This is a genomic window from Pseudobdellovibrionaceae bacterium (assembly GCA_020635075.1).
Classification (GTDB): domain Bacteria; phylum Bdellovibrionota; class Bdellovibrionia; order Bdellovibrionales; family UBA1609; genus JADZEO01.
This window is the reverse complement of sequence record JACKAM010000002.1, coordinates 36,866-58,455: the sequence shown is the minus strand read 5'-3', so window position 1 is coordinate 58,455 and position 21,590 is coordinate 36,866. Positions and strand designations below refer to the sequence as shown.

The 21,590-nt window shown below is 49.0% G+C and carries 33 protein-coding genes; all 33 read left to right on the top strand.

Going from position 1 to position 21,590, the window contains the following annotated elements:
* The first annotated feature begins 1 nt into the window (after nucleotide 1).
* The 33 genes from rplC (at nucleotide 2) to H6624_09845 (ending at nucleotide 21,579) form a co-directional block, all read left to right on the top strand.
* Nucleotides 2-673 (top strand): 50S ribosomal protein L3, encoded by a 672-nt coding sequence (gene rplC / locus H6624_10005; protein ID MCB9084671.1) that lies wholly within the window; start codon nucleotides 2-4, stop codon nucleotides 671-673.
* 1 nt (nucleotide 674) lies between these two features.
* A complete protein-coding gene (gene rplD / locus H6624_10000; GenBank protein ID MCB9084670.1) occupies nucleotides 675-1,304 on the top strand; it encodes a 50S ribosomal protein L4 in 630 nt (209 codons plus the stop codon).
* A 1-nt stretch (nucleotide 1,305) separates the two neighbouring features.
* Entirely contained in the window at nucleotides 1,306-1,584 is a 279-nt protein-coding gene (rplW, locus tag H6624_09995) for a 50S ribosomal protein L23 (protein ID MCB9084669.1), read from the top strand.
* 2 nt (nucleotides 1,585-1,586) lie between these two features.
* Entirely contained in the window at nucleotides 1,587-2,411 is an 825-nt protein-coding gene (gene rplB / locus H6624_09990; GenBank protein MCB9084668.1) for a 50S ribosomal protein L2, read from the top strand.
* Nucleotides 2,412-2,425: 14 nt separating this feature from the next.
* Nucleotides 2,426-2,707 (top strand): 30S ribosomal protein S19, encoded by a 282-nt coding sequence (rpsS, locus tag H6624_09985; protein ID MCB9084667.1) that lies wholly within the window; start codon nucleotides 2,426-2,428, stop codon nucleotides 2,705-2,707.
* Nucleotides 2,708-2,720: 13 nt separating this feature from the next.
* Entirely contained in the window at nucleotides 2,721-3,053 is a 333-nt protein-coding gene (gene rplV / locus H6624_09980; GenBank protein MCB9084666.1) for a 50S ribosomal protein L22, read from the top strand.
* Nucleotides 3,054-3,069: 16 nt separating this feature from the next.
* Nucleotides 3,070-3,735, top strand: coding sequence for a 30S ribosomal protein S3 (gene rpsC / locus H6624_09975; protein ID MCB9084665.1), 666 nt, complete (start codon nucleotides 3,070-3,072; stop codon nucleotides 3,733-3,735).
* A complete protein-coding gene (rplP, locus tag H6624_09970; protein MCB9084664.1) occupies nucleotides 3,722-4,129 on the top strand; it encodes a 50S ribosomal protein L16 in 408 nt (135 codons plus the stop codon). Before rpsC ends, rplP begins: the two co-directional genes overlap by 14 nt.
* A gap of 4 nt (nucleotides 4,130-4,133) precedes the next feature.
* Nucleotides 4,134-4,325 (top strand): 50S ribosomal protein L29, encoded by a 192-nt coding sequence (gene rpmC, locus H6624_09965; GenBank protein ID MCB9084663.1) that lies wholly within the window; start codon nucleotides 4,134-4,136, stop codon nucleotides 4,323-4,325.
* A 20-nt stretch (nucleotides 4,326-4,345) separates the two neighbouring features.
* Complete coding sequence (gene rpsQ / locus H6624_09960) at nucleotides 4,346-4,636, top strand: 30S ribosomal protein S17 (GenBank protein MCB9084662.1); 291 nt, start codon at nucleotides 4,346-4,348, stop codon at nucleotides 4,634-4,636.
* Nucleotides 4,633-5,001 carry a 50S ribosomal protein L14 gene (rplN, locus tag H6624_09955; protein ID MCB9084661.1) on the top strand — a complete coding sequence of 123 codons (369 nt, stop codon included), beginning with the start codon at nucleotides 4,633-4,635 and terminating at the stop codon, nucleotides 4,999-5,001. The genes rpsQ and rplN overlap by 4 nt, the downstream gene beginning before the upstream one ends.
* A 29-nt stretch (nucleotides 5,002-5,030) precedes the next feature.
* Nucleotides 5,031-5,564, top strand: coding sequence for a 50S ribosomal protein L5 (rplE, locus tag H6624_09950; GenBank protein MCB9084660.1), 534 nt, complete (start codon nucleotides 5,031-5,033; stop codon nucleotides 5,562-5,564).
* 20 nt (nucleotides 5,565-5,584) lie between these two features.
* A complete protein-coding gene (gene rpsH, locus H6624_09945; GenBank protein ID MCB9084659.1) occupies nucleotides 5,585-5,974 on the top strand; it encodes a 30S ribosomal protein S8 in 390 nt (129 codons plus the stop codon).
* Nucleotides 5,975-5,986: 12 nt separating this feature from the next.
* On the top strand, nucleotides 5,987-6,529 hold the full coding sequence (gene rplF / locus H6624_09940) for a 50S ribosomal protein L6 (GenBank protein ID MCB9084658.1): 543 nt from the start codon (nucleotides 5,987-5,989) through the stop codon (nucleotides 6,527-6,529).
* A gap of 23 nt (nucleotides 6,530-6,552) precedes the next feature.
* Nucleotides 6,553-6,939 carry a 50S ribosomal protein L18 gene (locus H6624_09935; protein ID MCB9084657.1) on the top strand — a complete coding sequence of 129 codons (387 nt, stop codon included), beginning with the start codon at nucleotides 6,553-6,555 and terminating at the stop codon, nucleotides 6,937-6,939.
* 11 nt (nucleotides 6,940-6,950) lie between these two features.
* Entirely contained in the window at nucleotides 6,951-7,409 is a 459-nt protein-coding gene (gene rpsE / locus H6624_09930) for a 30S ribosomal protein S5 (protein ID MCB9084656.1), read from the top strand.
* Between the two features lie 23 nt (nucleotides 7,410-7,432).
* On the top strand, nucleotides 7,433-7,618 hold the full coding sequence (gene rpmD / locus H6624_09925; protein MCB9084655.1) for a 50S ribosomal protein L30: 186 nt from the start codon (nucleotides 7,433-7,435) through the stop codon (nucleotides 7,616-7,618).
* A gap of 1 nt (nucleotide 7,619) precedes the next feature.
* Entirely contained in the window at nucleotides 7,620-8,054 is a 435-nt protein-coding gene (gene rplO / locus H6624_09920; protein MCB9084654.1) for a 50S ribosomal protein L15, read from the top strand.
* Nucleotides 8,055-8,119: 65 nt separating this feature from the next.
* Entirely contained in the window at nucleotides 8,120-9,382 is a 1,263-nt protein-coding gene (secY, locus tag H6624_09915; GenBank protein ID MCB9084653.1) for a preprotein translocase subunit SecY, read from the top strand.
* On the top strand, nucleotides 9,379-10,020 hold the full coding sequence (locus H6624_09910) for an adenylate kinase (GenBank protein ID MCB9084652.1): 642 nt from the start codon (nucleotides 9,379-9,381) through the stop codon (nucleotides 10,018-10,020). Before secY ends, H6624_09910 begins: the two co-directional genes overlap by 4 nt.
* A 164-nt stretch (nucleotides 10,021-10,184) precedes the next feature.
* On the top strand, nucleotides 10,185-10,298 hold the full coding sequence (rpmJ, locus tag H6624_09905; GenBank protein MCB9084651.1) for a 50S ribosomal protein L36: 114 nt from the start codon (nucleotides 10,185-10,187) through the stop codon (nucleotides 10,296-10,298).
* 3 nt (nucleotides 10,299-10,301) lie between these two features.
* On the top strand, nucleotides 10,302-10,676 hold the full coding sequence (gene rpsM / locus H6624_09900) for a 30S ribosomal protein S13 (protein ID MCB9084650.1): 375 nt from the start codon (nucleotides 10,302-10,304) through the stop codon (nucleotides 10,674-10,676).
* 11 nt (nucleotides 10,677-10,687) lie between these two features.
* The gene (gene rpsK, locus H6624_09895) at nucleotides 10,688-11,080 is read left to right on the top strand and encodes a 30S ribosomal protein S11 (protein ID MCB9084649.1); all 393 of its coding nucleotides are present in this window, start codon (nucleotides 10,688-10,690) and stop codon (nucleotides 11,078-11,080) included.
* 79 nt (nucleotides 11,081-11,159) lie between these two features.
* The gene (locus H6624_09890; GenBank protein MCB9084648.1) at nucleotides 11,160-12,212 is read left to right on the top strand and encodes a DNA-directed RNA polymerase subunit alpha; all 1,053 of its coding nucleotides are present in this window, start codon (nucleotides 11,160-11,162) and stop codon (nucleotides 12,210-12,212) included.
* 37 nt (nucleotides 12,213-12,249) lie between these two features.
* Nucleotides 12,250-12,753: a 50S ribosomal protein L17 gene (rplQ, locus tag H6624_09885; GenBank protein ID MCB9084647.1), complete on the top strand. Its 504-nt coding sequence runs from the start codon at nucleotides 12,250-12,252 to the stop codon at nucleotides 12,751-12,753.
* A 238-nt stretch (nucleotides 12,754-12,991) separates the two neighbouring features.
* Nucleotides 12,992-14,005 carry a VWA domain-containing protein gene (locus H6624_09880; GenBank protein ID MCB9084646.1) on the top strand — a complete coding sequence of 338 codons (1,014 nt, stop codon included), beginning with the start codon at nucleotides 12,992-12,994 and terminating at the stop codon, nucleotides 14,003-14,005.
* Nucleotides 14,006-14,152: 147 nt separating this feature from the next.
* Nucleotides 14,153-14,857 (top strand): MotA/TolQ/ExbB proton channel family protein, encoded by a 705-nt coding sequence (locus H6624_09875; GenBank protein MCB9084645.1) that lies wholly within the window; start codon nucleotides 14,153-14,155, stop codon nucleotides 14,855-14,857.
* Between the two features lie 40 nt (nucleotides 14,858-14,897).
* The gene (locus H6624_09870) at nucleotides 14,898-15,353 is read left to right on the top strand and encodes a biopolymer transporter ExbD (protein MCB9084644.1); all 456 of its coding nucleotides are present in this window, start codon (nucleotides 14,898-14,900) and stop codon (nucleotides 15,351-15,353) included.
* Nucleotides 15,354-15,370: 17 nt separating this feature from the next.
* Nucleotides 15,371-15,871, top strand: a complete 501-nt coding sequence (locus tag H6624_09865; protein MCB9084643.1) for a biopolymer transporter ExbD — start codon at nucleotides 15,371-15,373, stop codon at nucleotides 15,869-15,871.
* Nucleotides 15,872-15,887: 16 nt separating this feature from the next.
* A complete protein-coding gene (locus H6624_09860) occupies nucleotides 15,888-18,887 on the top strand; it encodes a hypothetical protein (GenBank protein MCB9084642.1) in 3,000 nt (999 codons plus the stop codon).
* Nucleotides 18,884-19,135, top strand: a complete 252-nt coding sequence (locus H6624_09855) for a hypothetical protein (GenBank protein ID MCB9084641.1) — start codon at nucleotides 18,884-18,886, stop codon at nucleotides 19,133-19,135. The genes H6624_09860 and H6624_09855 overlap by 4 nt, the downstream gene beginning before the upstream one ends.
* Before the next feature lie 15 nt (nucleotides 19,136-19,150).
* A complete protein-coding gene (locus tag H6624_09850) occupies nucleotides 19,151-20,305 on the top strand; it encodes an AgmX/PglI C-terminal domain-containing protein (GenBank protein MCB9084640.1) in 1,155 nt (384 codons plus the stop codon).
* 20 nt (nucleotides 20,306-20,325) lie between these two features.
* Nucleotides 20,326-21,579 (top strand): hypothetical protein, encoded by a 1,254-nt coding sequence (locus tag H6624_09845; protein MCB9084639.1) that lies wholly within the window; start codon nucleotides 20,326-20,328, stop codon nucleotides 21,577-21,579.
* Nucleotides 21,580-21,590: the final 11 nt, after the last annotated feature.

Below are 21,590 nucleotides of genomic sequence, written 5' to 3'. Positions count from 1 at the left end.
GATGAGCGCTGAGGTAGAAAACACAAACGAACAGCAACAAGCCGAAGGCGTAAAGCTCAACGGCCTTTTTGCGTTCAAACTCGGCATGTCCACGATTTTTGAAAACGGTGAAGCGGTTCCTGTCACCTTGTTGCAGTACCGTCCATGGGTTATTTCCCAGATTAAGACCGAGGACAAAGACGGGTACACTGCAGTTCAAATCGCCTGCGGAAGCAAAAGAGCTTCTCGTACAACCAACGCCGCAAAGAACCACTTGAGCAAGGCTGGCTTTGAGAACGGTGCTGAGTTCATTCGCGAGTTTCGTCAGGATCTCCCTGAGGGAATTGAAGTGGGTCAGAAGATCGACATTAATAGTCTGTCTGCTGGTGACACAATCAACGTCACAGCTCGCACCAAGGGACGTGGTTTTGCTGGTGTCATGAAGCGCTGGGATTTTGGTGGAGGCCGCGCCTCTCACGGATCCGGCACTCATCGTCGTCCTGGATCTATCGGTAATAATAAAGAGCCGGCCCGTGTAATGCCTGGTCGGAAAATGCCCGGTCACTATGGTTTTGTTAACGTCACAACTCGCAACTTGCAGGTTGTAGATGTGGATGCCAAAGAGGGTGTTTTGTTTGTTAGGGGAGCCGTTCCCGGTGCCCGCAACACAATCGTCAAACTGGTGAAAGTGTAATATGGCAACTGTAGATGTCCTTAATTGGAGCAAGAAAAAAGTAGGTGAAGTTGATTTGAGCCCGGTGGTTTTCGAAGCCCCCGTGCGCAAAGATATCCTTCATGAAGTTGTTAAGTGGCAGTTGGCGAGTCGTCGCTCCGGAACTCACAAAGCCAAGACCCGAGCTGAAGTGAGTGGTGGTGGCAAAAAGCCATTTAAACAAAAGGGTACAGGTAATGCTCGGCAAGGTTCTAGCCGCTCACCTTTGATGGAAGGTGGCGGAATCACCTTTGGGCCGAACCCCCGCAATTACTCCTACACTTTACCTAAAAAGGTGAAGCAAATGGGCTTGCGCTCAGCTCTGTCTCTTCTTTTGAAAGAAGGCAAGTTGGCCATTATTGAGGATATGGGTTCTGAAGCCGGCAAGACCAACGAGTTGGCCAAGCGTCTGAAGAGTTTTGGCGTTGAGAAGGCCGTATTGATCACTGGCGAGAAGAACGACCTATTCTCTCGTGCTGCCCGCAACCTGCCCAAAGTACGTTACTACGGCACCGAGGGAATGAACGTATTTGATTTGTTAAAGTATGACTATGCCATCATCACAAAGGACTCGGTTGATAAGATCGCTGCCCGATGTGGAGTGGGGAACTGACATGTATTACGTGATTAAAAGGCCCCTGATTACTGAGAAAAATAGCGCGCTGAACGAAGCGGGGATCTATGTTTTTGAAGTAGATCGGGAGGCAAATAAGAACCAGATCAAAGATGCGGTTGAAAAGTTCTTCCGCGTGAAGGTGGATTCTGTCCGCACAGCTGTATGTCGTGGCAGAGCTCGTCGGAACCGTTTGGGGCAAGGCCGGGTGCAGTACTGGAAAAAGGCTATGGTCAAACTGGCTCCGGGCGAGAAAATCACATTGTTTGAGGGAGCATAAGGATGGGAATCAAGGTTTTTAAACCCCGTAGTCCCGGCCGTCGTAACAGCTCTGGATACGACTTTTCTGAGATCACTAAGACGACTCCTGAGAAGTCCCTACTTGAGCCATTAAAGAAGAAGGCGGCTCGCAATAACCACGGTATGATCACAATGCGCCATAAGGGCGGAGGTCATAAGCGTCGTTATCGAGTGATTGATTTTAAGAGAGCAAAGGAAAACATTCCTGCGACTGTGGCTGCAATTGAGTACGATCCAAATCGTACTTGCCGAATTGCTCTGATTGTTTATGACGACGGCGCAAAGGCCTATATTTTGGCTCCAGTTGGCCTCAAAGTGGGTGATCAGGTGATTTCCTCGGCTGATGCTGACATCAAGCCAGGTAATTCTCTGCCTTTGAAAGCTATCCCGACCGGCACGACTATTCACAATATTGAAATGAGACCCGGAAAAGGTGGTCAAATGGTTCGTGGCGCTGGTGTTGCGGCGACATTGGTGGCTAAGCTTGGTCAATACTGCCAGGTTAAGCTTCCCTCAGGTGAGGTTCGCCAGGTCATGTCCGAATGTCGCGCCACTATTGGACAGGTCGGCAATACAGATAATGAGAACGTAAAAATTGGTAAAGCTGGTCGTAATCGTTGGAAGGGTAAGCGCCCTGCGGTTCGCGGTATGGCAATGAACCCGATCGACCATCCATTGGGTGGTGGTGAAGGTGTTGGTAAAGGTCATCATCCAGTCACTCCTTGGGGTAAGCCTTGTAAGGGCGCCAAAACCCGCAAGAACAAGCGAACTGATTCGATGATTATTAAGCGTCGTAATAAGAAGTAATTGAGGAGCAAATTGTGGCTAGATCGGTAAAAAAAGGTCCATACGTTGAGTATCACCTGATGGAAAAGATCAGTAAGGCCTTGAGCAGTGGAGATAAGAAAGTGATCAAGACTTGGTCTCGTCGCTCCACTATTCTCCCTGAAGCCGTTGGACTGACCTTTGCGGTTCACAATGGCAAGAAATTTATCCCCGTGTACGTGACTGAAAACATGATTGGTCACAAGCTTGGTGAATTTGCTCTTACGAGAAATTTTACGGGTCATGCAGATAAAAAAGCTGCTGGCGCCAAGAAGTAAGTAGAGGATCAAAATGGAAGTCAAAGCTAGTTTGCGGTACGCAAGAGTTGGAGCACAAAAGGCACGCCTGGTTGCGGACGAGATTCGTGGCATGGATGTGAATGATGCCATTCGAACCCTGGCTTTCATGAAGCAGAAGACGGCAGGTCTTCTGAAGAAGCTGGTTGAATCAGCTGTGGCCAATGCTGAGCAAAAGCAGGTCATCGATGTTGATAACCTCTATGTGAAGACAGTTTATGTGGATGAAGGTCCAACCATGAAGAGATACCGTCCTCGGGCTCAGGGACGTGCATTTCCTGTTAAGAAGAAGCTGAGTCATATTAACTTGGTACTAGACGAGAAGTAATCAGGAAGGCGGATTCGTGGGACAGAAGGTTAATCCAATTGGTTTGAGAGTTGGCGTAATCAGAACCTGGGACTCCCGGTGGTTTGCGAAGGGACCCCAGTACGTGGCCAATCTTCACGAAGATTTCAAGCTGCGTAAGTATATTAAGACCAAACTGAAGCATGCCGGCGTTTCAAAAATCGAAATGGAGCGTGCTGCAAATAAGATTAAAATCATCATTTCAACAGCTCGTCCTGGTGTGGTGATTGGTAAAAAAGGTACTGGAATCGATGCTCTCAAGGCGGATATTCAGCGCCTCACTCCGAATGAAGTTTTCCTGAACATCCAGGAGGTTCGTAAGCCTGATTTGGATGCTCAGTTGGTTGCTGAGAACATTGCCCTCCAATTGGAGAAGCGGATTTCCTGGCGCCGGGCGCTTAAAAAGGCTCTGGCAGCTTCAGTTCGCAGTGGTGTTCGTGGAATTAAGATCATGGTTGCGGGCCGTTTGGATGGAGCGGAGATCGCTCGGACTGAATGGTACAACGAAAAGAGTGTTCCTCTGCACACTCTGCGGGCAGACATCGACTATGGAACTGCAGAAGCCCTGACCGCTTACGGTATTATTGGCGTTAAGGTATGGATTTATCGGGGAGATGTACTGTCTGCCCGTGAGATTGAGGAGGCGAACCGTGTTAAGTCCTAAAAGAGTCAAATGGCGGAAGCAGTTTCGTGGCCGCTATAAGGGATTTGCAACTCGTGGAAGTTCAATCTCTTTTGGAGACTACGGATTGATGGCGACTCAAGCTGGTCGTCTGACTGCTCGCCAACTTGAGGCTGGCCGTATTGCTATTAGCCGCTCTGTAAAACGGGGCGGGAATTTGTGGTTGAGAGTTTTCCCTGACCGTCCAATCACCAAGAAACCAGCCGAAACACGGATGGGATCTGGTAAAGGAAGCCCTGAGTATTGGGTAGCTATGATTAAGCCTGGTCGGGTTTTGTTTGAGATCAATGGTGTTACTCGTGAGCAGGCCGAAGAGGCCTTTCGCCTTGCCGCTCATAAGTTACCTTTTAAGACACGATTCTTAGCTCGGGAGTAGCGCGGTGAAATTCGCAGATATTCGTGATTTGACAGTTGAAGAGTTACGTAAGCGTTTGGGCCAAATGCGTGAAGAACTTTTTGAGCTCAATATGAAGCATTCTTTGGGTCAGGTAGCGAGCCCTGTTTCGATCCGCGATTTGCGCCGAGACATCGCTCGTGTCCAGACAGCCCTTAGCATGAAATTGGCTCAGTGAGGTAAATTGAGATGGCTGAAATGACAAAGGTAAAAAAAGAGCGCGGACGAAAAAATGAAGTCGTTGGCCGCGTGGTGAGTGACAAGATGGATAAGACCATCACAGTTGAAGCTGACCGCATGGTTCGTCACGAGAAGTACGGAAAATTTGTTCGTCGGACGACCGTGTTTAAGGCACATGATGAAAAGAATGAGGCCAAAGTGGGTGACAAGGTAAAGATCCTTGAATCCAGAGCTTTGAGCAAGACCAAGCGTTGGAAGCTTCAGCAGATTTTGGAAAAGGCTGAGGCCACAGAGGCGGTGCCGTCATGATTCAAATGCAGACTAGAATGAAGGTGGCGGATAACTCCGGCGCCAAAGAAGTTCAGTGTATTAAGGTCTTAGGCGGTTCAAAGCGTCGCTACGCTTCAGTTGGAGACATCGTAGTGGTGTCGATCAAAGAAGCCATGCCCAATTCTAAGGTGAAAAAAGGCGATGTGGCCAAAGCTGTGATTGTCCGGACGATTCACAAGATTAATCGCCCTGATGGCAGCCACATTCGTTTTGATGAAAACTCAGCAGTTCTGGTTAACGCTCAGAAGGAGCCGATTGGAACTCGTATTTTTGGCCCAGTTGCAAGGGAACTTCGTGCGAAGCAGTTTTTGAAGATTGTTTCTCTTGCTCCTGAAGTGCTTTGATCTGAAAGAGGAGTGTGGCTGTGAAACCGATGAGTGAACAGTACAGTACTGAAATAGTGTCCGCGCTGACAAAGCAGCTGGGCAAAAAGAATGTGATGCAAGTTCCTGCTCTTGAGAAGATTGTTTTGAACGTCACCACTGGTGAAGCTGTCAAAAACCCAAAGATTCTCGAGACTATGGCTGACGAGTTGACCTTGATTGCGGGTCAAAAGGCAGTCATCACGAAGTCCAAGAAATCCATCGCCAACTTTAAGTTGCGTGAAGGAATGCCTCTCGGTGCGCGGGTGACTTTGCGTCGCGATCGCATGTGGGCCTTTTTGGAGCGTTTGATTCATGTGTCTATTCCTAAGGTGCGTGACTTCCGTGGTCTGTCACCCAAGGGATTTGATGGACGTGGAAACTACAACATGGGCCTTAAGGAACAGATTGTATTTCCCGAGATTGACTACGACAGGGTGGATAAGATCCGCGGTTTGAGCATCACCATATGCACAACTGCTGAGAACGATGCGGACGGCCGGGCTTTGTTGGAAGCTCTGGGTATGCCTTTTAGGAAGAGATAACTGTTGAGGAGATGATTTGAATGGATACGATCGGTGAATTTCTGACTCGAGTTCGGAACGCTGGCTTGGCAAAGCACGACAAAGTGGATGTGCCTAGCTCCAATATGCGTGTGGGTCTTGCTCAGATCCTCCAGGACAACGGTTATATTCGTAGCTTTAAAGTTGCGAAGGATGGCCGCCAGGGAGTGATGCGCGTTTACCTGAAGTATATGGAGAATGGCAAACATGCGATCACCAATGTCTCTCGGGTGAGTCGTCCAGGTAGGCGGATGTATGTGAAGTCTGATGACATCCCTCAGGTTCGCTCCGGATTTGGCTTGGTTGTATTGAGCACCAATAAGGGCATTTTGAGCGGTGATGACGCAACCAAGATTAAAGTTGGTGGCGAAGTTTTGTGTAAGATTTGGTGATAGGAATTAGCTATGTCACGTGTAGGAAAAGCTCCAGTATTTTTTGACAGCGGCGTTCAGGTGTCGGTGACACCTGCCAATGAGATCGTTGTTAAGGGCGGGAAGTCGACCTTGACGGTCCCAATGAAGCCGGTGATTAAGGCCAAGATCGAAGGAGATCAGATCATTCTGACTCGTGAAAATGACGAGCCACAGACCAGAGCTTACCATGGGCTGTTCCGTGCTCTGGTGCAGAACGCCGTGACAGGTGTGTCTAAGGGCTGGTCTCGCGAGCTGATATTGAATGGTGTAGGATATCGGGCTTCAGTTTCTGGAAAGACTCTGGAGATGAACCTTGGTTACAGTCATCCCATCAAATTTCCGATTCCCGATGGGATTGAGATTAAAGTTGAAAAGAACACGACAGTTATGGTGACCGGTGCCGACCGTAGTAAGGTGGGCCAGGTGGCTGCTAAAATCAGAAGTTTCCGTCCACCAGAGCCCTATCTTGGCAAAGGTGTTAAGTACTCTGATGAGCATATCCGCCGTAAAGCTGGTAAGTCGGCTGGTAAGTAAGGAATTGTGAGGGTAATGCTGTGATTCGTATTAAATTTAAAAAGAAGACAGCTTCTAAAGTTGTGAAGCGCCTCAAGAGTAAGGCGCGTATTCGCAAAAAAGTAGCAGGGACGGCTGAGCGCCCTCGTCTGGCGATTTTCCGTAGTACTCGGAATATCTACGCCCAGATTATCGATGATGTTTCTGGCAAGGTTTTGGTGTCGGCATCTACTCTTAAGGTAGCGGTTCCCACTCAAACCAAAGAAGCAAAAACAAATAAGGAAGCAGCAAAGGCCGTTGGCTCAGAGTTGGCCAAATTGGCTTTAGCGAAGAACATTAAAAACGTTGTGTTTGATCGCAGTGGCTACTTGTACCACGGGCGCATTAAGGCACTGGCTGAGGCTGCGCGAGAAGCCGGACTTACTTTTTAAGGAGAGACTGAGTGGAAAACCAAGGTGTTGAACTTCAGGAGAGAGTGGTCGCGATTAACCGGGTAGCCAAAGTGGTAAAAGGTGGTCGCCGATTTTCATTCTCCGCATTGGTTGTAGCTGGTAACGGAACTGGCGAAGTTGGTTTCGGAACAGGTAAGGCTGGAGAGGTGCCGGAAGCCATTGGTAAGGCTAGCCGAATTGCCAAAAAGGCGATGAAAAAAGTGAACTTGAAGGAAGGCCGCACAATTCCTCACGAAGTGATTGGAACTTTTGGTGCAGCCAAGATCGTCATGATTCCAGCAGCTCCCGGTACTGGTGTTATCGCAGGTGGTCCGGTTCGAGCTGTGCTTGAGACGGTTGGTATTAAGGATATTTTGACTAAATGTGTAGGTACGCGGAATCCGCACAATGCGGTTCGGGCGACTCTGGACGGTTTGTGTCAGCTGATTAATCAGCGGCCCTCGTCCTAAGAGATTGACCAGAGGTGATGAACATGGCGAAGGCATTTCGTGTAAAATTGAAGAGAAGTTTGATTGGGACCTCAAAAAGCCAACGGGACACCGTTCGCTGCCTGGGCTTGCGCAAAATCAACCAGGAAGTGGTTGTCGCCGATAACCCGGCCAATCGAGGTCAGATTTATAAAGTTCAGCATCTACTCGATGTGAAGCCGGAGAATTAAAATGAGTGCTCTTGGAAACCTAAAGCCAAAACGTGGTGCAACCCATGGATCGAAGCGTGTCGGTCGTGGTCGTGGATCTGGAAAGGGTGGAACCGCCGCTAAGGGACACAAGGGCCAAAAGGCTCGTAAAGGTGCCCCTATTCGTCGTGGATTTGAAGGTGGTCAGACGCCAATGGCTCGCCGTCTTCCCAAGTTCGGTTTCACGAATGCTCGTTTTAAAGTTAAGTACGATGTGGTCAACATTGGACAGCTGAATCGATTTGAAGGGGATGTAACCCCTGAAACTTTGAAATTGGCTGGCCTGGTTGGCAATGGTCCGGTTAAAATTTTGGCCCGCGGTGAGCTTTCGAAGGCTTTGACTGTGAAAGCTCACAAGGTAAGTGAAAAAGCAAAATCAGCCATCGAATCAGCAGGTGGAAAAATCGAGGTCATCTAGTGTCCACAGCTCCAGGTTTAACGATTCCAGCCGAACTCCGTAAACGGATCCTTTTTACCCTTGCAATGTTGGGTGTTTATCGTCTTGGAGTGGCCGTGCCCACTCCGGGAGTGGATGGGTCAGCTGTTTTGGCCTTCTTCCAAGCTCAAAGCGGTGGAATCTTTGGCCTGTTTAACACTTTTACGGGCGGTGCACTGGAGCGATTTAGTATTTTTGCTCTTGGGATCATGCCCTACATTTCGTCTTCAATTATTTTTCAGCTTTTGCAGACAGCGGTTCCCTATCTTGAGGCTCTCAAAAAGGAAGGCGAACACGGTCGCAAAAAAATCAACCAATACACTCGTTATGGTACTATCGTGTTAGCGCTCATCCAGGGCTATGCCATGGCATCCTGGTTGGCCGGCTCCAGCAGTCCTGACGGGAAGCCTTTGGTGATGACCCCCACTTTCGGCTTGTCGCTTTTGACCTTTAAGTTTGTCACAGTTGTTACCCTCACGGCGGGCACCTGTTTTATCATGTGGCTGGGTGAGCAAATCACCGAAAAAGGCATTGGTAATGGAGCCAGTTTAATCATTTTTGCTGGTATTGCGGCTGGGGTACCCAAGGGTGCCGCCAACTTGTGGCAGATGATGAGCAACGGTGATTTGGCTGGCGCGGTCGTGTTGGCTCTTTTGGTGGGAATGATCGCGGTGATTGCTGCTATCGTTTTTATCGAGGTGGGACAGCGACGAATTCCCATTCAATATTCCCAACGTGGTGGTGGGCGTCAGGCCATGCAGCAACAGGGGAGCCACTTGCCTTTAAAAGTGAACTTTTCAGGTGTGATTCCTCCGATTTTTGCTTCGAGTTTGCTGATGTTTCCCGCGACAATGGCCCAATTTGTGGACGCTCCCTGGATGAAGAATTTGCAGCAGAGCCTGACTCCCACGGGAGCCATTTATAATGTGGTATTTGTTGGATTGATTATTTTCTTCTGCTTTTTCTATACCGAAATCGTTTTTAATCCCAGCGATGTGGCTGACAATCTGAAGAAGTATGGCGGGTTTATTCCTGGCATTCGCGCAGGTAAGAGCACCTCAGACTATATTAAGAAAGTTTTGGATCGCCTGACCGTGAGTGGGTCGGTTTATTTGAGTATAGTTTGTATTATGCCGACTCTTTTGATCGATTATTTTAATCTTCCTTTTTACTTTGGTGGAACAAGCCTTCTGATTCTTGTTGGTGTTGCATTGGATACCAGCCAACAAATTCAATCCCATATGTTGACGGCTAAGTACGACGGCATCATGAAGGGTGTGAAGGTCAGGAGCCGGAGGGTGCAGTATTGAACATCCTCTTGTTTGGAGCTCCAGGGGCAGGAAAAGGGACTCAATCGGCACTTTTGGTTGAGAATCATGGGATGCACCACATCTCGACTGGAGATTTGTTTCGCCACGCCATCAAAAACAGCACCCAGCTTGGTTTAGAAGCCAAGAAATACATGGATAAGGGTGAGCTGGTTCCAGACACGATCGTTGTCGGGATGGTGGAAGAGGAATTTGGAAATCTAAAGGGCAAGAGTTTTATTTTGGATGGCTTTCCGCGAACAGTTCCTCAGGCGGAAGCTCTTGAGTCCATGCTGAAAAATAACAGTATGGCGATTGATAAGGCAGTTTTTCTGGAGGTTCCTCAGGGACTATTGATGGAGCGACTGACCGGTCGCCGCATTTGTAAGGCCTGTGGAGCTGTTTTTCACATGGCAGCCAAACCCCCAAAGTCTGAGGGCGTTTGTGATGAGTGCGGTGGCGAGCTGTACCAACGAGATGATGACAAGGCCGAGGTCATTAAGACTCGCCTTGAAGCCTACGAGGCGAGCACCGCTCCCTTGAAGGCCTATTATGAGGAAAAGGGTCGCCTGGTTACCGTTGAAGGGACCGGAGAAACGGCCCAGGTCTTTGACCGAATTGACTCGGTCATGAAGGCTTGAGAGCTTTGATTTTATTGATTTTTTCTGGACTAGACGCATTCAAAATGCTAGCTTCAGCGTTCTGATTTGCGTCTGGAGCTCAATTTCAGATCTTCTGTTTTTGAGTTTACTAGTGATTTTAGATATTTACGTCTACTGGCAAAGATGGCCGGAAGAGGTGTGTGATGAAAGTAAGAGCTTCGGTAAAAAAGATCTGCAAGAACTGCAAGATCATTAAACGTAAAGGGGTCATCCGCGTGATTTGCGAAAACCCCAAACACAAGCAGAAACAGGGGTAAACCATGGCGCGGATTGCTGGTGTTGACCTGCCCAGAGGAAAACGGTTGGAAGTCGCATTGACTTATATCTACGGTATTGGCCGGGCACGGGCACGGGATATCATGAAGGAGTCTGGGTTTGATATTAAACTTCGGACTGATGATCTAACAGATGAGCATATTGCTCAATTGCGTTCGATCCTCGATTCCTCTTTTAAAGTGGAAGGTGATTTGCGACGTGAAATTGGAATGTCTATTAAGCGCTTGATGGATTTGGGTTGCTACCGCGGTATTCGCCATAAGAAAGGCTTGCCCGTTAGAGGTCAAAGCACTCGTCAAAATGCGAGAACTCGTAAGGGTCCGAAGAAGACTGTGGCCAACAAGAAAAAAGCGGTGTGATGAGGTAATCAATGGCGGGAAATCAGACGACGACGACTCGAAAAAAAGTCAAAAAGAACGTACCCAGTGGCCGTTGCTACATTTCGGCTGGCTTCGGGAACACAGTGGTGACTATGACCGATGGCAGTGGAAACGTGGTTGCATGGTCAACTGCTGGGATGTTGGGTTTTAAAGGAAGCCGTAAAGGAACTCCTTTTGCGGCCCAAATGGCAGCTCAAGATGCTGCCAAAAAAGCTGTAGATATGGGCATGAAATCAGTAGACCTGTTCCTTAAGGGTCCAGGCGCTGGTCGTGAACCTGCAGTGAGAGCTATCGCGGCAAGTGGATTACGGGTAACATCTCTTCGGGATATTACTCCAGTTCCCCACAATGGATGTCGACCTCCGAAAAGACGTCGTATCTAGTTTGAATTGGGATAGGGTCAAACACAACTTTGAGGAAGAAGTTTAGAGAAAGGAAGGTCTGAACGTGGGCGAACTTAATATGCAACCTCACTACTTCAAGTTCTGGCGTGAGTTAATTAAACCGACTGGTTTTGAAGTAGATAAGGACAGCCTTACTGAGTCCTACGGAAAATTTCAGGTACGCCCATTGGAGCGTGGTTACGGTGTAACATTGGGGAATTCCCTCCGCCGTGTGCTATTGAGCTCTATGATGGGATCAGCCGTATCTGCGGTTCGCTTTGAGGGAGTGCTTCACGAATTCAGCACGATTCCTGATGTTCTAGAGGATGTGACTGACATTATTTTGAACCTTAAAGAAGTTCGTTTCCGTCAGTTTGACGGTGAACCTAAGACTCTGCGGATTTCGAAGCAGGGACCTGGAGCTGTTACAGCCGCTGACATTCAACTGACAGATCAGGTTGAGGTGCTTAATCCTGACCAGCACATTGCCACTTTGGGCAAGGATGCAAAATTTGATGCTGAGGTTATTGTGAGCTTTGAGCGTGGCTACAGTGAGGCAGCTGAGCAGCGCAAAGAACTGCCCGTGGGCTACATTGCTGTGGATGCTCTTCATAGCCCGATTCGCCGGGTGAACTACAATGTTTCCGCGGCACGTGTAGGTCAGCGCACAGACTACGATGCGCTTTCTTTGGAAGTATGGACCGATGGTTCTTTGAAGCCTGAAGAAGCAGTTGCTTTGGGATCTAAGATCCTCAAAGAACAGCTTCAGGTGTTTGTGACCTTTGATGAGAACATCGAACCTGAGGTTGAAGAAGAAGAGGCTCAGTCGACTCAACTGAACGACAACTTGTTCCGTTCAGTCGATGACCTAGAGTTGTCTGTTCGCAGTGCAAACTGCCTGAAGAACGCCAACATCCGCTACATTGGCGAGCTGGTTTGCAAGACTGAAGCGGAAATGTTGAAGACGAAGAATTTTGGCCGTAAATCGTTGAATGAAATTAAAGAGATTTTGTCCAGCATGGGACTAGGTCTGGGAATGAAGATTGATGGTTGGCCGCCTGTCGGCTGGGACCCCAACAATCCCCAGAAACCTGGAGGAGCACCTATGCCGGGCCCCCGCAATCCTCAATAAGGGTGGCGGGTTTTCTCCGATGAACTTGGAGTGAGACATGAGACACAAGGTTGATAAAGCGACATTTGGTCGTAAACAAGGTCCACGGGTTGCCCTTATGCGCGGGCTGGTGAACAGCTTGGTGATGCATGGGCGTATTAAGACCACTTTACCCAAGGCTAAAGAATTGCGTCGGCACGTTGAAAAGGCCGTGACCATGGGTAAAAAGGGTACTCTTCATGCAAGACGAACTCTTGCTTCCCGTTACCCTAACAAGGATACAGTGAAGGCGTTGGTTGATGATTTGGGAGTGCGTTTTAAGGCTCGTCCTGGTGGATATACAAAGATCATCAAGCTTGGTTTCCGCCCTGGGGATAAGGCTGAGATGGCTTATATCCAGTTTGTTGACTTCACAGCTCCTGAGGTTGCTGGTGAGGAAACAGTAAAGGGAGATGCGGGTGCTAAGAAGCGGGAAAAAATGGCAGTTCGTGGAGTTGCCAAATCTCGCAAGAAGGCTCGTAAAGTTCAGAGCAAATCTCGCCAAGCAAACCGCCCTGCTTAATTACTAGGCAATTCAATTTGGTTATTTGAAGCCCCTGAGATATCAGGGGTTTTTTATTGCTGTAGGGTGGCAATAGAGGGCAAGCCAAGGTCGACAGACATCCCTTATACGTCGAATCATCTATATTATATTCATGGTTCCATTTTGGAGCCATTTCACTTTTTGTAAGTTGTTTTCAGCATCTGAACGGCGGAGTCTAGGTTTGGATTAATTGTGATTTCGTTAAGTGGGGGAAAATATGCGTGCCATTGGGGTATTGGCCAGCCTTCTGGTCATGGTTTCTGTAACAGTAACTTCAGCCAAAGCGGAATACCAGTTCACCACTTTGTCGTTTCCCGGACACATGAAAATTATTGTTGAAGCAAATATGCGCCCCGCTACAAAGGTCGATTATCTATTTGTCGTCGACAATTCGGGGAGCATGTCCAGTCATCAAAACAACTTGGCTCAGAGTATAGAAGCTTTGATCGAAGTGTTGACCCACTCAAAGGTGGACTACAATGCGGCCGTTATCTCCACCGATCCAAAAAACGATACAAACGGAAGCCCAGGTCAGTTTCGTGGACTTCCTCGAGTGATTTCTTCGCGCACGCCCGATGGCATTGGGGCTTTAAGAAGGAATTTGCTTCTTGGAACTAGTGGTTCTGGAATGGAGGAAGTCTTTCGGCCCTTACAGCTGGCACTCTCTGAACCCTTGCTGAGTGGATCGAACTCTGGTTTCTTGCGTGACGACGCTCTTCTTAATGTTGTTGTTCTGACAGATGCAGAAGACCAAGGAACTCTCTTGGCCGCGGACATTCATAGCTACCTGATGGGATTGAAGCAAGGTGATCCGAGTCGAGTGGTGGTTGATGCCTTTGTTGTACCCAGTGGTTCAGACAGAACGAAATGCTCAAGAGACCAATCAGGTGTGGAGCCAGTCAAGATTGAAGAGTTGGTTCGCCTTTCCGCGGGACAGGTGTTTTCAATCTGTGAATCTAATATGAAATCTGCTTTGGAAAAGATTGGCGGTAGGGCAGTGCCCACTGCGGGTAAGTGGGTTGATCGCATTCCGATGATGGTAGTACCTAAGGTGGAAACCATCGAGGTCGCTTATGGTGACCAGATTGTTCAGCCAGGCGATATCAAGCGTGGTTGGACTTACGATTATTTGGCCAATGAGATCTTGTTAGGTGATGAGATTGAATGGGCGCTCCAGCCCGCGGGTACACCCCTGGTGGTGACCTTCGTGCCGCTGGAGTGGGCTCAGTAGGTTTGGGGAGATCGGAGGAAAGTGACGCCTGGCGTTCTCTTGACAAGATCTTGACCGGATTTTTTGGGCAAACGGATAATCAATTACCTGGGGAATAACGACGAAAGTCGAGGTTAGGGAAAGAACAATATAAAGGTAGGAGTAATCATGGAAGCTTTCTCAAAAATAGCAATTGCCTTTGTTCAAGGTGGTATGTGGATGTGGGTGATCTTGGCGATGCAGATTGTTGCCACGGCCATCATTATCGAACGGGCTGTATTCTTGTTTTTTCGTCGTAAAAAATCTGAGGTGGCTTTCTCCCAGAGTTTTGAAAACGTTATTCGCAAAGGTGAACTGAAACAAGCCTACCAAGAGGCAGAAAAACAGCAGGACGCTCACCCAGTGGCTCGCGCTATTCGCAGTGGTCTCCAGGCTGCTATGAATCTAGGTGGCAAGGATGAAATTCAAGGAAAGATGGACGAAGTCCTTCTCGAAGAGAATGCGCGGATGGAAAAGCGCACCAGCTTTCTGCCTATGTTGGCCAACGTTGGTACTCTGACAGGTCTTCTTGGAACCATTACCGGTATGATCAAGTCTTTTGCGGCCGTTAGTTATGCCTCACCTATGGAGAAGGCAACATTGCTCTCTCAGGGTATTTCAGAGGCAATGACGACAACTGCTTACGGACTGATCATGGCCATTCCCACATTGTTGTTGTACGCGGTGTTGGCGAATCGGGCGAACAACCTCACTGAGGATCTGAATCAGGCTGCTCTTAAGGTCTACAACTGGTTGAGCTATGCTTACGAACCCGTCGGAGTTCGTGCTGCCAGAAGTGCCCGAGGGGAAGCTGAGCAGACTATAGACGCCTAATTCGCATTGGTTCATTCGCCTACCATGGAGGGGATTGGTCATGGCGAAGCAGAAAAAAGAACTCGATTTTGAAATTAACTTGATTGCCTTTATTTCGCTTCTTTCAGTGCTGATCTGTGCCCTGTTGCTGACAGCAATTTGGGTACAGATTGGAACCATGAATGTGAAACAAGCCGTAGGTGGCCAGTCGCAAGAGGAGACCACCAAGGTGCCAGCGATTTGGGCAAAAATGGGACCCAACGGAAGTATCACCTTTCGACTTCAGGACGCCCCAAAGGTGTCGCGAAAGTTGGCCGTAAAGGAAGTTGCGGGAATCAATAATGAAGTCGACTTGGATGGAATTGCCGCCCACCTAGAGGCGGTCAAGAAGGCCGTTCCTGAGTTGAGGACGGTGTTAATCCAGCCCAAAGGTGATTCCATGTATGAACAAATAATTACCTTAATGGATCATTTTAAAAAGGTAGGCATGGTTGACCTTGGGGTGGCCCCACTCTGAGGGCTTAAGGAGGATTGATGATCAACCGTAGTATTTTGGAAGATACAGCGATGCGAAGTCCAGTTGGGGCCGCATCCACTCTGTCTCCAAAGAGTCAGGGTTCCAAAAAGAATTTAGTTGTGGGAATCATGCTCACTTCACTGGTCGATGCGTTTTCGATCCTGGTGATCTATCTCTTGGTGAGTTTTGCGAACTCGGGAGAGGTTCTTTATTTGAGCAAGGATATGGAATTGCCGCCGGCGTCCCAATCTGAGGTCTTAAAGAGGACGACTCTTGTTAAGCTGGAGTCTGGAAAGCTCTATATCGAAGACAAAGAGATTGAGCCTTCGGCTTTGGTGGGGGCCTTGATCGATATTCGCAAGGAGCTTCGGGCGAGTCATACGGGGAGTGAACCTTTTGAACCTGCTCTGACGGTTCAGGCCGACCGCCGGGTTCTATACAAGGAATTGAATCAAATTGTACACGCGAGTGCCCAGTCCGGCTTCAGTGAGGTGAAGTTCGCAGTACTGGCAAACTAAAGAACGGAGTGAATTCATGCAACGGATTGCTATAGTTGCGGCTCTCAGCCTACAGCTAACGGCCCTTGGAGCGGGTGTTGACAGTCGAACATCGGATTTACTCATCAATAAATTTGAAAAAGTTTATCTCCAATTGGCTCCGGGTGATGACGCTCGGGTAGGCGTGACTCTGCGACTCGCAGATTTGCTCGCCGAAAAGGCCCGCCGTTTGGCCATGGATGAAATGAACAATGGTTGCGTCCAGTGCACGGCGGGTGCTCAGGAGCGTAAGGATGCCCTCAAATATTATAGTGAGGTGGTGGAAAAACTGGCTGAGGACAAGCGTGGAAGAGTGTTGTCCCAGATGGGCCATCTTTATGAGTTAAATGGCGAGTCTGAGAAGGCACTCAAGCTCTATTCGGATGTAATTGTTGCTGAAAAGAATCCTGGGCTTTTGGGAGAAGTGCACCTTTCCATGGCGGAGCTTCAGTTTAGACGTAGCAACTTCGCAACCGCTTTAAAACATTACGAGGCGGCACTTGGATTTCCAGAATTTGAGAGACGTGGATTTGCCTCGTATCGCCAGGCGTGGAGTCATTTTAATTCAGGCAACCTGGATCCAGCTATCAAGGGATTAAAAACCATTTTGAACTCCCCCGAACTGTTAACTCGCTCGGGTGGTAGCGCTGGTGGTTCCGTTTCAGTAGACAAACAGTTTCAAGAGGAAGTCTCCCGTGATTTGGCAACATTTGTCGCCCGTAAGGGTGTGACCATGGATGATGTCGCCATGATCTTTGCCCAAAGTCCGGAAGTGGCCAAAATGGCGAATGTCATTTATTTGGCGAGCGAATTGGAGCGACTGGGGCAGACGGCATCAGCTGTGAAGGTATGGCGGTTTCTACAGGATAAACAGAGTGACCCGATCAAGAGGTTGGAAGGCCATATTCGCTTGGCTCAATTGGAACTCAATTTGGGGAACCGTCGTGAGTCGCTAAAAGAGTACGATCAAGCTCTACGGCTGTGGACTCAGATTGGCGATTGTGGGCAAGGCGAGTGCAAAGAATGGAAAAGTCGGCTTAAGAATTATGTCGTCGACTGGAATCGAGAGGAAAAAAAGAAACCCAGTGCGGAGCTCTTTGAGACATATGAAAAGTACCTGGGCACCTTTAAGGGCGAGCTGGATATGACCGTATGGGCCGCGCAGTTGGCTCAAGAGCGGCAGGAGTGGTTTAAGGCCTATGGCCTTTTAGGAGAGGCAGTTGAGTTGCGTTTGACGGCTAAGCCTGAAGAAATCAAGAACATGCCAAGCCATGAGAGTCTCTTGTTAAGTCAGGTAGAAGTGGCTGAGAAATCAAAAGACGAGGGGATGATCACTAAGTCTCTTGACCAGTATTTGGCCAAGACTCAGGAAAAATCTCAATTCGTCAGCGTTCATTATCAACGAGCACACCGGCTGTATAAGGCCAACAAATATGCCGAGGCGGCGGAAGCTCTTAAGGCCGTGGCTCTATTGCCAGAGAAGCAGTCCCCTGAGATCAAGAAGCAAGCGGCGGATCTGGCATTGGATGCCCTCGTCTTACTCAAGAGAGATCGGGATTTAGAAACCTGGGCTCAGGAGTTTGCCCAGGTGTTTAAGGGCCAATCTTCTGATTATCAGAATATTGCGCGCCGATCAGTCCTAAATCAGGCCGCTCAATTGGCTGAAGGAAAGGACCAAGGGGTTGACCTGGCCAAGGCTTGGGAGACTCTGAGTCGTATGGATCTCAAAGGTGCAGCCGATGCGGAGAAGATGACTTATTATAAGAACCGACTGATTTTGGCGGAGAAGCTCAAAAACCTGGATGAAGTCTCGACCTCGATCGAGAAGCTTTTGGCTATGAAAACCTTGGGTGCAGAAGATCGCCAGTTTGCGCTTTCAAGGAAGGCCTGGTTGGCTGAGTTGAAGCTGGATTTTAAAACGGCTTTGACCACTTCAGAGAAACTGCAGATGCCTGAAATCAAGCCTGATCAACGGGCTCTTAAACTGGCGATGTATGCGGATTTGGCTGGAACTGGTTCTGAGACCTATTACCGGCAGTATTTGAAAGCTGCAGCGGATGCCGAGAAGAAGATGGCCGTTGCTGCCAAGCTGGTCCGTGAGTCCGCTAATCAGCAAAAAACTTTGGACCAGTTGGCCTCGTTGTTTAATGGCAAGCCCGATCTTTACGCTAACCTTCAATACGAGATTTACTTGAAGGATGGAAATCGCAAGACGGCACTGACGCGATTAAGGGGCAGTGAGTACAGCAAGACGCCTCAGGTGAAGGCTCTGTGGCGAGAGGATTACTTGGCTCGCTTTGAAAGGGCGAAAGCCAACCTCACAAGTCATCCGATGAAGGCTGATAATGATCGGGTGCTAAGTGCCAGCTTGAAAAAACGCATGGCTTTGCTGGCTGGGGTTGAAAAACTATTCAAGGAAGCGATTGATCAGGAAGACTGGACAGCTCAGATGTTGACTGTGCAGGTCTTGGGAGTTGAGTCCAATCGCTTTTACCAAGAGATCCTCTCTCTTCCCATGCCGGATGGGCTGACACCGGAGCAACAAAATGAATATTTGCAGTTGCTATCTCAGCAAGCTGCCCCTCACCAGATTCGTAGTCAGGAGCTGCAGGCTAAGTTCCAGGAGTTTTGGGGGCACGAAGACTTGGTGGCGAATTTCGCTAATAAGCTCCCTCCCTACGCCGGTCCGGACCGTGACAAGTACTTGGCCGAGCTGAAGTTGGTGGCGGAAGTTGCCCCTGAGTCGCATAAGGCTCAGGTTGAGCAGGTGCTAGCGACACCAGTTCAGGAGAAGCTAGTTCCCACATTGGCGGAACTGGAGGGGGCGCGAAGTCAGGTTCGGGCTCAACCATTTGACCGTGGGGTTTTGCAGAATCTGCTGAGTTTGGAAAAGAAGATGGGTCGGGACGCGATGGTTGCCTATTTGGAAAATCGAATCGCCAAGATGGGTGACAGCGCCTCATCGACCCCAACTCCGGCGACAGGGGAGGAAAAATGAAAATCTCATTGATGTTGGCCTTGTTGTTATTTGTTCTCAGCCCAGGGGCCTATGGGGCGGATAAGGCGGAAGAAAAAAAGCAGGGGTTATCGACGGATATGTCGTTTGAAGACCTTTTGGTTCAAGGAAAATATCATTTTTCTGATGAGGCCGTGGCCACAGTTGAAGAAGATAAGGTTTTGGATGCTTTACTTGGAATACGCAAGGATTTTAAGGATCGCATTAAGAGAAGTGCAAGTCGGCATTGATTGGCGGGAGTTGCTATGACTGAAACAAATGCCCAGTTAGTAATGGAAAATGCAGATGGACAAACGATTCGGGTTTTCCAGTGGCAAAATGACCAAGCCGTAGTGGTCCACCGGGGAGACAACCGGCGTGTGGAGATACACCCGGATGTGGATTTCCTGACCAGGGAAAAGGTCCCTTTTACGATTGTCAAGAAGGTCATGAGAAGTGAACTCGCCGGCAAGGCTATGGAGATCCAGGGAGTTGGGACTCTTCGGCTGGTTACCCAAGTTGATCACACCGCTCAGAATGTTGAAATGGGTGAAGACGATGACCAGAGAGCCTGGTGGAGGTCTTTTGGTATCTCCTTTATCATCATTGGCGGTTTTATGGCGGGCTCTCTTAATGCACCTAGGACCACACCAGCTCTTGAAGAAGAGTTGAAGCAGCATGTGGTTAAGATCATTAAGCACGTCCCAAGGGTGGAGAGACAGGCTGTTCCTCCAGCTGCCATGATGGCTAAGAATCAAACCAAGGTTGAGCCAACCAAACAGGCAAAGCCATCGGTAAGTGTGAAGCGCATGGGGGCCTTGGGTGTATTGGGTCGCCTTTCCAAAAGCAAACAGTATGGTGGTGTGAATTTAGGGGCGGTTAAAACCTCACCTGGTCCAGGATTGGGCGGTGGAACCGGAGGCAGCGGAGGAGTGCAGAAGACTCTTTACGGTAAGGGTATTATCGCAGCCCCTGTTGGTGCTGGTGGCAACATCAAAGGTGCTGGTGGATATGGAACTAAAGGTAAAGGTGGAGGCCAGGACGGCTATGGACAGCTCAGTCTCATAGGTTCCAGCGGTTCAGCGCCAATTCCTCTTGGTAGGGAAGCGATCATTCAAGGCGGACTGGACCGAGATATGATTGCCGCCGTCATCCAAAAGAATATGGGACAAATTCGATTTTGCTACGAACAAGGTCTTCAGGGTGATCCAAAACTCGCGGGACGCGTAGCCGTGGACTTTACGATCGGCGGCAATGGTCTGGTTAAAATTGCGGGAGTTGGCAGCACGACTCTTAATTCAAAAGTCGTAGAAGATTGCATACTGCTTCGTTTGAAGTCTTGGAAGTTCCCCATGCCTGAGGGTGGGGTGGATGTGAAGGTTTCTTATCCATTCTTGTTACGTCGTTTGGGTCGCGGTTGATAGAAAAAGGGAGATCGCACATGAAAAAGATCATCGTCGGAAGTTTGGCTCTTCTTTTTGTGGCTGGTTGCCACGGAGGAATGGATCAAGATCCACTTAAGGATCAGCCGGACAATGTTCGCAAGGGTGTTCCTCCAAATGAGAAACCAAAAGAGGATCGCAACCCAGTACCTCGCGATGCCATGCGCTTGGAAGTTGAACCAGAAGTAGTGAGCCTTGTCGAAGGACAAGAGGGGCAATTCACAATCAAGGCCGACATCCTTGGCTTCGACAAAGAAGAATATACGGTAGAGATTAAAAACCTGCCCGAGGGGGCGGTATTTGATCAGGCTACAGGCAAGGTCAACTGGACTCCTGTGACAGATATGGTCATCGGCGATGATTATATGGAGACCTACCAGCTGATTGTACAGATGAGCACGCTCAAGAAGCCCATTATGTCTATTGTCCGGAAGGTGCCCATTTTTATTCAGCGTGATGCTATTCGCCCAGAGATCGTAAAGGTCCACCTTCCCAACGAAGTGCAGGAAGGCAGAGAAATTCAGTTTACTGTCCAGGTTCGTGATGTGGATTCCACCGACGGGACTCTTCACCGTTTTCGTGAACCTCACCTGACTGTGGTGCAAACGGAAGATACAGCTCGAGACGGATCTCACTTGGTTAGGCTCATGCCGTCGACTCGGGACAACCCCAATCCAAGGAGATTGGACCCCGCCGACCCAACGTATGATCCCAACCTGTGGATTTATACACTGAGAGTAGATGCGAGGAACAAGGAGCTGACGACAAGCCGTGAAAATTTCAAGTTTGGTTTGATTGCCACCTCTCGTTTTGGCTTACCATCGGCTGAGGGCGGGGTTCCGTCAAAGCCCAAGGCGGTATCCGTAGCTATCGTATCAAAGACGCCGAAGCCTTTGACGAGCTGGCCCGACGAGGTTGTAGAGTTTAAAGCCAACGAGCAAACCACTTTTACCTGGGATGTGTTCTCTCCTCTGGGAGGCCTATCGTTCAGATCTTCTCCCGAAGGCGACGGAGACCTTGAGGATCCTCAGGTCTTGGAAACCTGTGCCGAGGGCTTGCCTGGTGTCGCCAAGTGTAGTTGTGCAAAGGCAGAGCCCTGGCGATACCACTGTCGAATGACGTGGACTCCGCCGACGGCTGAACCTGGAAAAGATGAATTCAATGTGGCTTTTAGAGTGGTTAATCGTGGCCGCTTCCGTCCAACGGACAAAGAGACCAGCGAGTTTCTCAAGAAAGTCAAAATTGTTCCATAATAGAGTGGAAA